The organism is Acetobacterium wieringae (assembly GCF_023700225.1).
In the GTDB taxonomy this organism is placed as follows: Bacteria; Bacillota; Clostridia; order Eubacteriales; family Eubacteriaceae; genus Acetobacterium; species Acetobacterium wieringae.
Genome location: NZ_CP097897.1, coordinates 2,866,701 through 2,879,652, shown reverse-complemented (window position 1 = coordinate 2,879,652; position 12,952 = coordinate 2,866,701). Strand labels below are relative to the sequence as shown.

Sequence of the window (12,952 nt, the reverse complement as noted above, 5' to 3'; positions counted from 1 at the left end):
CACTGTGCTGTTTCCAGTGATCGTAACGATCACAGTTAAATAGTTTTTCTAATCTCGCGACGATGGCGGAAGGGCCACACCTGTTCCCATACCGAACACAGAAGTAAAGTCTTCCAGCGCCGAAAGTACTTGGTGGGCAACTGCCTGGGAGGATAGGACGTTGCGGGATTTTTTTGCGTGAAACAACGAGCCATGCGGCGAAAATATAAAAAATAGAGACCAAAGAGCAAATTTTATTTGTTTTTTGGTCTCTATTTTTTATATTTTAAGGAAGGAGCCATCTGGCGACTGACGCGACTGAGGCGCAGCGCAGCGGAGTCGAAGTGCCGCATGAGCGAGTAAACGGCAGTAAAGTTATGAGCCTGATTCAAGTTCACTTGGAAATCAATGTTTATGTCTGTATTTTTTTATGGGGCGAAGCCCCAAACGGAGGCGCAGCGATAGCTGCGACGGAGTTGCACGGATTCATTAGACGGCAGTAACTTTAGGAGACGTTTGAGACGAAGGCTCTTTTTATATTTTTAAGGAAGGAGCCATCTGGCGACTGACGCGACGAAGGCACAGCGCTAGCTACGCCGAAGTGCCGCATGAGCGAGTAAACGGCAGTAAAGTTATGAGAAAGATATAAGGATACTTAATATCTGTCATTATGAATCTATTTTTTTATGGGGCGAGGCCCCAAACGCAGGCGCAGTGAAACGGAGCGGAGTTGCAGCTTCATTTAACGACAGTAATTTTAGGAGCAATCTGAAACGGATGTATACTATAAAATATCGATAACATGAGAGATTCATGTTATAATAAAGGAATGCACTAATATAATTTCAGTAGTAAATGTCATGGGAGCCGATAATGAAAAAAAACTTACCATTATTATTGCCGGTATTACCATATCTGGTAATGACAGCCGTGATCTTTTTTATCTTGCCGATGCTGGAGCCGGATTCAAAATATTTTTTGTTCTTTATGCTCTTGATTATTCCCGGATATTGTTTAATAGCTGGGTTTGTATATGGATTTAAAAATGGTATCGTCTGGTTTTATCCGGTTTTTATAAGCATCATTTTTCTCCCGCTTGTATTCTCGATGATATATATGAAAGTAGTTATATATGGTTGCATATATGGGTGTTTATCATTAATGGGAATGTATTTGGGCAATCTTTTCAAAAAAAGAAAGATAAAGATTCTGACGTGTAGGAAAAAAGATTCGAAATCGTCAATTGCAAAAAAAGGGTGTCAACAGTGATTGAAGCGAATGGCTGAATGTGATAAAATGTAAAAATTATAAATGAAATAGAATAGACTCCTTCAAATAATTATCATTAGACGAGACAATCGGCTAAAACTAATAACTTTAAAGAGGTGTAAGATGGATGAAGTTGGATTTTTAGAAAAACTTAGGTACAAATTTGACAATCTGATGTCAAAAGGAACGGGTATACTATTATTGTCATTAGCCAGTGCGACGGCAATTATGATTGCTGTGATTTCCTTGATCGTCTGGATTACCCAATCCGGGCCAACCTCAAGTTTTACTGAGCTGCTGTGGATGGGATTAATGCGTGCCATTGATTCTGGAACGGTCAGTGGAGATACCGGTAGTGCTGGTTATATCTTTTTAATGTTTGTCACTACGCTTGGCGGTATCTTTATCCTCAGTATCCTGATTGGGATTTTAACAACTGGGATTGAAGCAAAATTGGAATCGCTAAGAAAAGGAAGATCCCGAGTGATTGAAAAGGATCAAACCATTATTCTGGGATGGTCTGAGCAAATTTTTACAATTATTGAAGAATTGATTGAAGCGAACAGCAATCGTAAACATGCTTGTATTGTTGTGATGGGAAATCATGATAAGTCCGAAATGGATGACGCCATTCGTGAGCGGATCACCGATCTAAAAACGACCCGAATCGTCACCCGTCAGGGAAATCCAATCGATATTGATGATCTGGAAATCGTCAGTTTAAATACGTCCCGATCAATTATCATCATTCCGGAGGATGATACCCGAGTAATAAAGACGATTCTGGCTATTACCAATAATCCGAATAAGCGCAGTGAGCCTTATAATATTGTTACCGTCTTGCGAGATCCTGAGAACGTTCAAGTGGCCCGAATTGCCGGAAACAATCAGGCGGAAATAATTCTCAGTGATACACTCATCTCCCGCATAATTGCTCAAACCTGCCGTCAGCCAGGTCTTTCGACAGTTTACACTGAACTACTGGATTTTGGCGGTGATGAAATTTATTTCAGTGATTGCGCAGAAATAATTGGAAAAACATTTGGCGAGACCCTGTTTTTGTTTGAGAAATCAACGGTGATCGGCGTTCAGTCCCAGGGGAAAACATATTTGAACCCGCCGATGGACACGGTACTAAAACCGGGAGACCAAATTATTGCCATTTCAGAAGATGATGATACGATTCGAGTAAAATCAGATCAGCAATCTTCGGTTGATGTTGAAGCAATTCGTCAAAACGCATCATCGCAACCGGACCGACCCGAAAAGACGCTGATCCTAGGTTGGAATGACAATGCCCACTTAATTATTCAGGAAATTGACAATTATGTACCGCAAGGTTCGCTTTTGACTGTTGTATCAGATTGTGTTGAAGACGAAGAGTTTCAAATTGCTCTTAGTCAGGTAGTGAATCAGCAAATCGAATTATTGAAAGGAGATCCAAAAGATCGCCGGATTTTAGACGAACTGATGGTCAAAAATTACGATCATGTCATCATCCTGTCAAATAATTCGGAACTCGATGTGCAGGAGTCAGATGCCAATACGCTGGTCGTTCTGCTTCAGCTTCGAGATATTTCCGAAAAACTGAACTGTCGTTTTTCAGTTGTCAGTGAAATGCTGGATTTTAGAAATAAGAAACTGGCCGAAGTAACCAGAGTCAACGACTTTATTGTCAGTGAAAAACTGATCAGTTTAATGCTAACTCAGGTTTCGGAAAACAGAATGATTAATACTGTCTTTGAAGATCTGTTTGATGCAGATGGTTCGGAGCTTTATATAAAAAGGGCGTCAAAATACATTCAGCCAGATAAAGCAGTTAATTATTATACGCTGGTTGAAGCAGCAAAAAGGAAGAACGAAATCGTTATTGGTTATGTGATTGCGGCAGAACAAAAGGATGCTAAAAAGGATTACGGTATTTATATTAATCCCAGTAAATCAACGATGGTTAGCTTGGGAGAAATGGATGGTTTGATTGTAATCGCCGAAGATTAAATGACGATGGATACTATTTTTATCTGTTATAGAAGTCGCTGCAAGAATAATTTTTGCAGTGGCTTTTTTATGGGGATGACGGTTTTTAACGAATTTATATGGGAGGATGCAATTATCGTAAAGATACGATGACATGCAGCGGTTTTAAAAGAAATGGTGTTGAAAAAAATGTCCCGGCAGGACTCAGAAGCAGAACGAGCGGTTATAATCATTCCGGAAATTTATGGGATGAATCAGTATATTCATGACTGGGCAGAGTTTTTTAGAGTGCAGGATTATGACATTTTTTGTGTGGATTTAAGTCCGGAAGAACGTGTTTATCAATACGCTCAAAGCAATGAAGCTTACCAGGCGTTTGTAGAGAATAACAGCTTTGAACGATATCGTGAAATTGCTACCGACATTGAAGAATTAAAGAAGTTTTATAATAAAATTATTGTTTTTGGTTCAAGTGTGGGAGCAACCATCGCCTGGCGTTTGACAGAAAATCCATATTGTGATGGAATGATCGGATTTTACGGGTCACGAATCAGAGACTATCTTGATGTCAGCCCAGTCTGTCCCTGCCTGCTGATTTTTTCGGAGCAGGAGGCATCCTTTGAGGTGCGGTCAATCATTCCTCGACTTAAGCAGAAGGAAACGGTTGATACTTTTGTGTTATCAGGATGTCATGGATTTGCTGATCGATATGGGGATTATTATTGTGAACAGTCAGGAAATAAGGGACTGGATATGGTAAAAAGCTTCCTGAGAAAAATAGATTAACAAAAAATATTAAAAAAGAGGTCAAATCATGAACGAGATCGAAATGTTACAAGAAATGATTTCCAAGGCTGGAAATATTGTGTTTTTTGGTGGCGCTGGCGTATCCACAGAAAGTGGTATTCCTGATTTTAGAAGTGTCGATGGGCTCTACAATCAAACCTATCGTTATCCGCCGGAAACGATTCTTTCCCATGAATTTTTTATAAATAACACAGAAGAATTCTATCATTTTTACCGGAATAAAATGCTCTATCTGCAGGCAAAACCCAATGATGCCCATCAAAAACTGGCAGAGCTGGAGAAACAACAGCTGTTGTCAGCAGTCATTACTCAGAATATTGATGGACTCCATCAATTGGCCGGTAGTAAACGGGTGCTTGAGTTGCATGGATCGGTTCATCGCAATTACTGTATGCGCTGTCATCAGTTTTATCCGGTTAATATGATCGAGGAAAGTCAGGGAGTACCTAAATGCAGTTGTGGCGGAACCATCAAGCCAGATGTGGTTTTATATGGGGAAGGGCTCGATAGCGATGTGATGAATCAGTCGGTTGCGGCCATCAGTAATGCTGATGTGTTGATTATTGGCGGAACGTCGCTGGGCGTTTACCCGGCGGCAGGTTTGATCGATTATTATCGGGGTAGAAATCTGGTTCTGGTCAATAAATCCTCAACCCCGATGGATTCACGGGCGAACCTTGTCATCAACGATAGCATAGGCAAGGTATTTAAACAATTGAAATGGAGTAAAAAATAAAGCACAACGATGGAAAGTCAAACTGAACTGAGATACCGACAGAGCAATCGCTTATTAAGTCTATTACTGGATAATCACACAGTCGAAGAGGTGGTGGAAACCATCAGTTATCTGATGGAAAAACCGGTGGTTTTTATTGATATCAACTTTTCCATTCGCGGCGTCAGCCGAACCAATGAGATCACCGATCCCTCCTGGAATTTAGCCATCGCCAAAGGCTTTTGCAGCCATGAGTTTATATTTGAAATTGTCAACATTGAAGAAGTCAAACGTTTTCCCAAGGAACGAACACCTTATATAGTTGGTCTGGAAAGTGAGTCGAAGGTATTGGTGTCTCCGGTGATTATCCGGGAAAAATATGCTGGTGCCATGGTGATGTTTTTTCAAGATGCAGAAGTGACAAATCAGCATCTAGAGTTGTTGCTTTTGGCCAACGAGGTGTTAACAGAGATTATTCTAAAAATTCCCCAATATAAATATATTCGTGGCAACATGAATGAGGGTATTTTGATGGATTTGATTGAAGGCCGAGATAAGGAAAACGCTGATTTTAAATCATGGGTTCTGGAATCGGAGCTAAACAGCAGTAACAATCTGTGTGTACTGGTTTCGGAGCAAAATGACGATGGTCTGTATCAGGAAGGGATCAAAGATTCATTACGAGATGATTTTTATCATGTTTTTCCGAAATCCCATGCAATTTTTTATGGCAATCAAATGGTTGTTTTATGTACCGACCTGGAAAAAGAAAAAACCGAAAAAGGAATCAGACGTCTGAAGAGTTTTATGGAAAAACACGGCCTACGAATTGGTATGAGTGATTTTTTTAATGGGATTGAAAATTTTCAGTACTATTATTTACAGGCGGGGGCAGCTATCCGAATCGGTGTGTCTGTTCATCAAAAAAAGCGATTCTACCATTATGGGGATTACAAATTTTTTCATCTGATTGAAAAGATTCATGGTGACACAAGAAATAATCTTAAGGACTTTGTGCAAAGCAGCTTGCTGATCCTTGAGAAATATGACCGTCAGCATCAATCAGAATTGTTTTATACGTTAAATACACTGGTTGATCATGGATGTAATTACAAAGAAACCTGCGCAAATCTCCACATCCATCGCAATACGCTCAGCTATCGCATGGAGCGGATTAAGGCCCTTACTCAGCTGGATCTTGCTGATCCAAAGGTTCAATTTGATCTGGCCTACTCTTTTCGGATTTTAGAATTTCTAAGACATCAATAAGTGTTGTGATAAAAATGGGATGATAAACCGAAAAGTATTAAAAGTGTATAATGAATTGAGCAATTATCTGTGCAGAATGCACAGATTAACCATGCTGTTTTGTAACCAAGGGCTGATGATTTTAACTAAAAAATAGGATATGATAGCACATAGGGATTGTGACCCCTGTTTAGCATGGCGTAAAGTTTATACTAAACCCCTTAATTTAAGAGAGCTCAGGCTCTTTTTTTATTTTGCGAAGAATAAGTGTTAGATCATAAAACAGTTTGATGGATATTATTGATTGCCCATGATGCTAATCGTTTGACTTGTGATTAATGCACAAAGATGAATAGATATTTTGGCAATGATGACCATAGCAAAATTTTGTTCTTCTTGTTAAACTGATCTTGTAAACATTATCAGAGCCACTCGATGAACGTTAATGTGTTTACGATAATCTTAATACAATTAAAAGGAGAAAAGAAATGGACTTAACATTATTAATTGCTGCGTTTGGCGGCGGGCTGTTTGCAGCTGCCATCGGCGGTGTGCCATCATTTATTTTTACCGGGTTAACAGTTGTTGCCGCAATTCTTGCCGGAGATTTCGGAGCGCCAGCGATTGGTATCGTCAGCTTTGGATCATGGTTCTCGCCATGTATTGCTTTTGCTGGTGCAGTAGCAGCTGCCGGTTATGCTAAAAAAATTGGTAAATTGGAAGTCGGCGGCGATATTATCACACCGCTTGCTGGCTTAAAAGACGCTTCAGTACTGCTGGTTGGTGGAATCTTTGGTATTATTGGTTACTTATTAAACTTTACCATCGGCACCTTAATCGGAGCTAATGTATTTGGATCAGCAGCGTGGACCGATACGGTTGCCTTAAGCGTGGTTATTTCAGCGATTCTGGTGCGTTTGCTTTTCACAAATTCTGGTTTAACCGGAAAAACGCCAGCCGGTGTGACCCGGCATTATCTGCCTCAGGGTTCAGACATGATTTTCACCCTGGTGATCGGTGCCGGATTTGGGATTCTGGTTGGCGGAATCGTGGTAGCTTTTGGAAACATGGCGTTGGCCGGTTCTGAAGAAGCCGCATATATTTTCTCACAGATGGGTGGTTTTGCCTTTGGGATCGCCGCATTTGGTCTGATTTTTGCCTGCATGGGACTACCTTTCTATGGCTGTCATCATATCGTATTGCCAGCAGCATCCACCGCGATTGTTGTATTCTCGGGTACATTAAGCCCATTGGCAGCGATTATTGCTGCCGCCATCACTGGGGTTTTGGGTGCTTTAATCGGAGAGTTTGCCGGGTTAACCTTTAACAGTTATGCAGATAGTCACATTGACCCGCCAGCCTGTACGATCTGGGTGCTGCAATTGATTAATTTTTCCGTACTACCATTAATTTTGCCATCTATTATGTAGTTTATCATCGAGTGGTAGAGACTTTTGCTTCGGCAGAGGTCTTTTTTTGCGTACGTACATTACTTTAACGATAAATTGCGTTGCAAGTTGACGACAAAATCCTGGATATTGGTGATAATTGATTTGGAGCTGAGGCTGCCCCGATCTTTGAGTTTATTTACCACAAACTCGGAGATATCAACAGTATAAAAATAAACCGGTCGCACTGCGCCATCAATGACCTGGTAGGAGGGGGTCATATTGCCAGTGGCAATGGTATGGAGTTGGGTTGCCAGACAGATGATCGTGGTGGCTTTTCTGGTGTGTACCCGCAGCGCATCCTGGGCGCTGTAAACATCAGCATAGACGCCCGGTAAGGGGCCATCATCCCGAATCGAACCGGCTAAAACCAGGGGAATATTATTGGTAATACAGGAACTGACGATACCATCCGTAATTTTATATTTTTCGATCAGGTTTTTCAGGGAACCGCAGCTCCTGGCCCGATTGATGGTTTCAATATGATGATAGTGACCCAGGGACTTATTTTCTTTGGAGTAAATGTCCTGACCCAAAGCGGTGTTAAAAAAGTGGGATTCCAAATCGTGGGTTGCCAGTGCGTTACCTGCAAAGAGGGCATCGATATAGCCCATCTCGATCAGATGGGTCATGGCATTGCGGGAGTCCTGATCAAAGGTAACCGCCGGGCCGAGAACCCACAAAATATAGCCGTTCTCTCGTTCAAACTCGAGTAATTCATAAAGTCGGTCATAGTCCCGGGAGTAAGCGGTTTCCCGGGAGTTTGACGTTCGAAACGAGAAGTTATCGCCGTTTTCCTGTTTTTTTCTGAAAGCAAAATGATCGACATAAACACCGTTTTCGCCGTCTTCATGACGTCCAACCACAACCGCATCGCCTTTCTTGACGTTTCTGAATTCAATGGCATGGGGCCGATCATCGGCGATCACGACCACGCAGTCCATCCGACTTTCAGCCATTAGCTGCCAGCTATCATGAATTTTAAAATATTCGGGGAAGATAGTGGTGGCATAAAAGTTTTCCGGAACCACCCCATCCATGGGAGCTGGCATGGTTCGAACACTGGGGGCTTTAACAAAAAAGCTTTCTGTAAAATCAGGAGCTGTGTAAGTTGGCAGAGTAAACATCGGTATACCTCGTTCGATAATTATAGGTTTATTGGTTGCCTATAGTATACCATATCAGCGTCGCCAGCTGGTATCATAAATCGGTGATCACATAGCGATTAAAAAACACCGCCACCACAGTGATTAGAGACTGAGCTTGACGGTGTTATTAAAAACATCGAGGGAATTAAGCCTGTTCAGGCAATTCAAAATGGGGTTTTTCAAAATCAAATAAATTTGATGCATCAGGTTCATTCAGCAGGAAGTCTTCCATTTCATCACGCTCCATTGCTGGCAGCTCTTTTAAAATCAACCGGACACTCGCACCGGTGGTTTGATTAAAAACCGAAAAAGCCTGTTTTCCACCTTGAATGAAAAACAGATTGCCTTTTTGGCCAGTGCATTCCAGCACCACCCGGATTCCATCAACACTGCAGGATTCATTCTCGGCGACACAGACAATTTTGTCATTGCTGCTCATATCGAGCGAAAGCGCTTTGATCGCTTCCAGCGAAGCCCGGACGCCAATCGCCAGGCCCGGACAGTGATGTCCGTGATAGGTTACACATTTTTCCCATAATTCTTGATTCATTTAGTTACTCCTTGTATAAAACAGGAGACCTGCTGTTGCAGGCCTCCTGGGTTGATCCGTTGTTAGTTTTTAAAGCTGTGAATCGGGGCTGGGATCTGACCGCCACGATTTACAAAAACTGAACAGTCATTTTTATTGATGGGCATAATCGGAGCTCGTCCTAGAAGTCCACCAAATTCGGCAGTATCGCCGACGTCTTTGCCATAAACGGGAATTACCCGAACCCCGGTGGTTTTATTGTTGATGACGCCGATGGCGGCTTCATCAGCTAAAATACCAGAAATGGTGGAAGCTGGGGTGTCACCCGGGATGGCGACCATATCGATCCCAACTGAACAGACGCTGGTCATGGCTTCCAGTTTATCAAAGGTCAGAGCGCCGCATTCGACTGCTTCAATCATCCCTTCGTCTTCACTGACCGGGATAAAGGCGCCACTGAAGCCACCCACCGAGGTGGATGCCATAATACCACCTTTTTTAACGGCATCATTAAGCATCGCCAGTGCTGCGGTAGTCCCATGGGTACCACAATGTTCCAGGCCCATTTCTTCCAGAATTCGAGCCACGCTGTCGCCGATTTCGGGAGTTGGTGCCAGGGATAAATCTAAAATACCAAAGGGGACATTCAGGCGTTCAGCGACCGTTGTGCCAACCAGATGACCGGCTCGGGTAATTTTGAAGGCAGTTTTCTTAATAATTTCAGCCATTTCGCCAAAGGAGGCATCCTGGGCTTTTTCCAGAGCTCGTTTGACAACCCCGGGGCCGCTGACCCCGACATTGAGAACCGATTCCGCTTCGCCGACGCCGTGAAAGGCGCCAGCCATAAAGGGATTGTCTTCGACGGCATTGGCAAAGGCCACAAACTTGGCACAGCCGATCGAATCAGCATTCCGGGTCAGGTATGCGGTTTCTTTAATCACCTCGCCCAGCCGTTTAACAGCGTCCATGTTAATACCGGCTTTTGAAGAACCAAGATTAACCGATGAACAGACGCAATTGGTGGTTGCCAGAGCTTCAGGAATGGAGTCGATCAGAATCCGGTCGCCTTTTGTGAAACCCTTGGGAACCAGGGCTGAAAAACCGCCGATAAAGTTAATCCCGACGGTTGCGGCAGCGGCATCGAGGATTTTGGCGTATTCAACATAGTTAAGATCATCACTGCTACCAGCGATGAGTGATATCGGGGTCACCGAGATGCGTTTATTGACAATCGGGATGCCCAATTCATTTTCAATCCGCTCCCCTTCTTTAACCAGGTTTTCGGCTAAGCGCGTGATCTTATCATAAATTTTCTGGCGGCTTTTGGCTCCGGAGGAATCAATGCAATCCAGCAATGAAATTCCCATGGTGATGGTACGGATGTCCAATCGCTCTTTTTCAATCATTCTTACCGTCTCAAGGACGTCTTTAAACATTGCCATAATCAGGCCGCCTAAATGGTGTGCATGGCATTGAAAAGATCTTCATGCTGAATGCGGATTGACATCCCGATGTCTTCGCCAACGGTTTCCAGGGCGTTTTTCAGGACATTAAAATCGACAGACATATTTGACATGTCCACCAGCATGATCATGGTGAAAAAATCATGCATAACCGTCTGGCTGATGTCTTCGATATTGACTTCATTTTCAGCCAGAATTTTAGATACATTATAAATTATTCCGGTGCGGTCTTTTCCAATAACCGTAACTACTGCTCTCATTTAAAATAACTCCTTAATTTTCATTATTTTATTAGTTTAAACCAAAACGGATACAATCACAAGTTTTAATGTAGAAATTAAGAACAATCAGTAACAGGCGAATTTATTTTTAAGCTATTTGATGTAAAATCAATACAAATGTAGGGAATTTTTAACAAAATAAATCTTTGTTTTTTGCTTAATAGCCGCTTTCGTAACTTGTGAAGGGTGGTGGAGTGTGGTATAATGTGGAAGAAAATGGAAGAGTAAAGTAAGAAGGAGGAGGATCTGAATGTTTTTTGGAGAGTATGAACATAATATCGACGACAAGGGACGATTGATCATTCCTTCAAAATTCAGAGAATCTCTGGGCGGAGAATTTGTTCTAACAAAAGGACTGGATTGCTGCCTGTTTGTTTTTTCCATGGAAGAGTGGGGTAATTTTGAAAGTAAATTAAAAGCACTGCCGGTATCGGATAAAGATGCCCGGGCGTTTACCCGATTTTTCTTTGCTGGTGCTGCTGACTGCGAATTGGATCGACAGGGTCGAGCCAGCATACCACTTTCTTTGCGAAAATATGCAAAAATTACCAAAGAGGTAACCATTATCGGGGTGTCAAATCGCCTGGAAATATGGGACAGTCAACTGTGGACGGACTATAACGATAATGAAGACTTAAACTATGAGGACATTGCCAATAACATGGCAATGCTGGGAATATAAATGAAACCACAAACATTTTCACATACCACTGTATTATTGCGGGAATCCATTGACGGTCTGGACATCAAACCAAAAGGCATCTATGTGGATTGCACTCTGGGTGGTGGTGGCCATTCTCAATGGATTTGTGAGTCACTCGATGAAAGCGGCATTTTGGTTGGCATCGATCAGGATGATTTTGCTTTGGAGTATGCGAAGAATCGCTTGGCGGCCTTTGCCTGTCAGCGACATTTTGTAAAAAGTAATTTTGCCAGTTTAGCCAAGGTTCTAAAGGGCCTCCATCTCTTTGGGATCGACGGTATTCTATATGACCTCGGGGTTTCGTCATTTCAACTGGATGACGATACCCGAGGCTTTTCTTATCATAACGATGGTCCGCTGGATATGCGGATGAACCAGTCGGCAGATTTAACCGCCGAAATGGTGGTAAATGACTACGCTCCCGGAGAACTAAAAAAAATACTATTTCTTTATGGCGAAGAAAAATTTGCCAGTCAAATTGTAAAATCCATCGTTAAAGCCAGAACGCTTAAACGGATCACTACCACGCTGGAATTAAGTGAAATAGTTAAAAATGCATATCCGCCCAAGGAACGTTTTAAAGAAAAACATCCCTCACGTAAAACCTTCCAAGCTATTCGACTGGAAGTCAATGGGGAACTAAAGATATTGGAAGATGCCTTGAACCAGGGGCTGGAAGCCCTCAAACCAGGCGGCAGAATGTGCGTGATCACCTTTCATTCCCTGGAGGATCGGGTAGTCAAGCAACTGTTTAAAGATAAAGCCAACCCCTGTACCTGCCCTGCAGATTTTCCCCAATGTGTTTGTGGAAAATTGCCGGTGGTAAAACTTATTTCCAGAAAACCAATGGTCCCAGGGGCTGATGAGCTGGAAGAAAACCGACGTTCGCGTAGTGCTAAGCTGCGGATTGTCGAAAAGCTGGGAACAGAAAGTTAAACAAAGGAGTGTTCCATGGCAACTACGCAAAAAAGAGTTAAAATGCCGAAACAAAACAGGAAGCGGATGACCACAAGTTCATATGTGATGATCATTGGCCTGTTAGCGTTTGTGGCGATGATCGGCATCTTGTTTCAACATGCCGTCATAACCGAAAAAAACACGGAGATCCGGGAGCTTCAGAAAACACTGGAGGATGCCGTACAGGTTAATGACAGCAAAGAAGGTCAGCTGGTCACCAACATGAACCTTCAATCGATTGAGGCCCAGGCCAGAGGTTATGGGATGACTGAGCCGGTTCAGGAGCAATACCGGCGGGAGCTGGTAACTGAAAAAGCAGACGAATCACTGATGACAGACTCACAAATTGTCAGAAGCTGGTTTGAAAATTTGTTTTAGTTAGGGTTTATTTAAGCTGAATCAGGTAAGCTTAGCTAAATAAAAATGTG

Annotated in this window: 13 protein-coding genes and 1 rRNA gene; 10 read left to right on the top strand and 4 right to left on the bottom strand. The window is 42.5% G+C overall.

What is annotated here, in order from left to right; genetic code table 11:
• Positions 1-52: 52 nt before the first annotated feature.
• From rrf to CHL1_RS14135, 7 genes are all read left to right on the top strand, one after another.
• Positions 53-169: ribosomal RNA gene (gene rrf, locus CHL1_RS14165) — 5S ribosomal RNA — on the top strand.
• Positions 170-852: 683 nt separating this feature from the next.
• A complete protein-coding gene (locus CHL1_RS14160) occupies positions 853-1,248 on the top strand; it encodes a hypothetical protein (protein ID WP_250933554.1) in 396 nt (131 codons plus the stop codon).
• Positions 1,249-1,371: 123 nt separating this feature from the next.
• Positions 1,372-3,246 (top strand): CASTOR/POLLUX-related putative ion channel, encoded by a 1,875-nt coding sequence (locus CHL1_RS14155; protein WP_250933552.1) that lies wholly within the window; start codon positions 1,372-1,374, stop codon positions 3,244-3,246.
• 168 nt (positions 3,247-3,414) lie between these two features.
• Positions 3,415-4,011, top strand: a complete 597-nt coding sequence (locus CHL1_RS14150; RefSeq protein ID WP_228881120.1) for a dienelactone hydrolase family protein — start codon at positions 3,415-3,417, stop codon at positions 4,009-4,011.
• 28 nt (positions 4,012-4,039) lie between these two features.
• Positions 4,040-4,768, top strand: a complete 729-nt coding sequence (locus CHL1_RS14145; RefSeq protein ID WP_250933550.1) for an NAD-dependent protein deacylase — start codon at positions 4,040-4,042, stop codon at positions 4,766-4,768.
• Between the two features lie 9 nt (positions 4,769-4,777).
• Complete coding sequence (locus CHL1_RS14140) at positions 4,778-6,016, top strand: PucR family transcriptional regulator (protein ID WP_250933548.1); 1,239 nt, start codon at positions 4,778-4,780, stop codon at positions 6,014-6,016.
• A 467-nt stretch (positions 6,017-6,483) separates the two neighbouring features.
• On the top strand, positions 6,484-7,425 hold the full coding sequence (locus CHL1_RS14135) for a DUF7973 family transport facilitator (protein WP_250933546.1): 942 nt from the start codon (positions 6,484-6,486) through the stop codon (positions 7,423-7,425).
• Positions 7,426-7,484: 59 nt separating this feature from the next.
• Here CHL1_RS14135 and CHL1_RS14130 read toward each other — a convergent pair whose 3' ends face one another.
• The 4 genes from CHL1_RS14130 to CHL1_RS14115 all read right to left on the bottom strand — a co-directional run bounded on the left by CHL1_RS14130 (position 7,485) and on the right by CHL1_RS14115 (position 10,843).
• The gene (locus CHL1_RS14130) at positions 7,485-8,570 is read right to left on the bottom strand and encodes a putative NPN-dependent ornithine cyclodeaminase (protein ID WP_250933544.1); all 1,086 of its coding nucleotides are present in this window, start codon (positions 8,568-8,570) and stop codon (positions 7,485-7,487) included.
• Between the two features lie 166 nt (positions 8,571-8,736).
• On the bottom strand, positions 8,737-9,141 hold the full coding sequence (locus tag CHL1_RS14125) for a formylmethanofuran dehydrogenase subunit E family protein (protein ID WP_148636595.1): 405 nt from the start codon (positions 9,139-9,141) through the stop codon (positions 8,737-8,739).
• A 62-nt stretch (positions 9,142-9,203) separates the two neighbouring features.
• On the bottom strand, positions 9,204-10,562 hold the full coding sequence (locus CHL1_RS14120) for a PFL family protein (protein WP_070371093.1): 1,359 nt from the start codon (positions 10,560-10,562) through the stop codon (positions 9,204-9,206).
• 11 nt (positions 10,563-10,573) lie between these two features.
• Complete coding sequence (locus tag CHL1_RS14115; protein ID WP_070371092.1) at positions 10,574-10,843, bottom strand: ACT domain-containing protein; 270 nt, start codon at positions 10,841-10,843, stop codon at positions 10,574-10,576.
• A 271-nt stretch (positions 10,844-11,114) separates the two neighbouring features.
• Between CHL1_RS14115 and mraZ the strand changes: the two genes are divergently transcribed.
• The 3 genes from mraZ to CHL1_RS14100 all read left to right on the top strand — a co-directional run bounded on the left by mraZ (position 11,115) and on the right by CHL1_RS14100 (position 12,902).
• Positions 11,115-11,546, top strand: coding sequence for a division/cell wall cluster transcriptional repressor MraZ (mraZ, locus tag CHL1_RS14110; protein WP_070371091.1), 432 nt, complete (start codon positions 11,115-11,117; stop codon positions 11,544-11,546).
• Positions 11,547-12,503, top strand: coding sequence for a 16S rRNA (cytosine(1402)-N(4))-methyltransferase RsmH (rsmH, locus tag CHL1_RS14105; protein WP_070371090.1), 957 nt, complete (start codon positions 11,547-11,549; stop codon positions 12,501-12,503). It begins immediately after the preceding gene.
• 66 nt (positions 12,504-12,569) lie between these two features.
• A complete protein-coding gene (locus CHL1_RS14100; protein WP_148636596.1) occupies positions 12,570-12,902 on the top strand; it encodes a hypothetical protein in 333 nt (110 codons plus the stop codon).
• Positions 12,903-12,952: the final 50 nt, after the last annotated feature.

Excerpts from the sequence above, each read along its gene's own strand:
- CHL1_RS14160 (WP_250933554.1), top strand. The coding sequence starts at position 853 with ATGAAAAAAAACTTACCATTATTATTGCCGGTATTACCATATCTGGTA.
- CHL1_RS14155 (WP_250933552.1), top strand. The coding sequence starts at position 1,372 with ATGGATGAAGTTGGATTTTTAGAAAAACTTAGGTACAAATTTGACAAT.
- CHL1_RS14150 (WP_228881120.1), top strand. The coding sequence starts at position 3,415 with ATGTCCCGGCAGGACTCAGAAGCAGAACGAGCGGTTATAATCATTCCG.
- CHL1_RS14145 (WP_250933550.1), top strand. The coding sequence starts at position 4,040 with ATGAACGAGATCGAAATGTTACAAGAAATGATTTCCAAGGCTGGAAAT.
- CHL1_RS14140 (WP_250933548.1), top strand. The coding sequence starts at position 4,778 with ATGGAAAGTCAAACTGAACTGAGATACCGACAGAGCAATCGCTTATTA.
- CHL1_RS14135 (WP_250933546.1), top strand. The coding sequence starts at position 6,484 with ATGGACTTAACATTATTAATTGCTGCGTTTGGCGGCGGGCTGTTTGCA.
- CHL1_RS14130 (WP_250933544.1), bottom strand. The coding sequence starts at position 8,570 with ATGTTTACTCTGCCAACTTACACAGCTCCTGATTTTACAGAAAGCTTT.
- CHL1_RS14125 (WP_148636595.1), bottom strand. The coding sequence starts at position 9,141 with ATGAATCAAGAATTATGGGAAAAATGTGTAACCTATCACGGACATCAC.
- CHL1_RS14120 (WP_070371093.1), bottom strand. The coding sequence starts at position 10,562 with ATGGCAATGTTTAAAGACGTCCTTGAGACGGTAAGAATGATTGAAAAA.
- CHL1_RS14115 (WP_070371092.1), bottom strand. The coding sequence starts at position 10,843 with ATGAGAGCAGTAGTTACGGTTATTGGAAAAGACCGCACCGGAATAATT.
- mraZ (WP_070371091.1), top strand. The coding sequence starts at position 11,115 with ATGTTTTTTGGAGAGTATGAACATAATATCGACGACAAGGGACGATTG.
- rsmH (WP_070371090.1), top strand. The coding sequence starts at position 11,547 with ATGAAACCACAAACATTTTCACATACCACTGTATTATTGCGGGAATCC.
- CHL1_RS14100 (WP_148636596.1), top strand. The coding sequence starts at position 12,570 with ATGACCACAAGTTCATATGTGATGATCATTGGCCTGTTAGCGTTTGTG.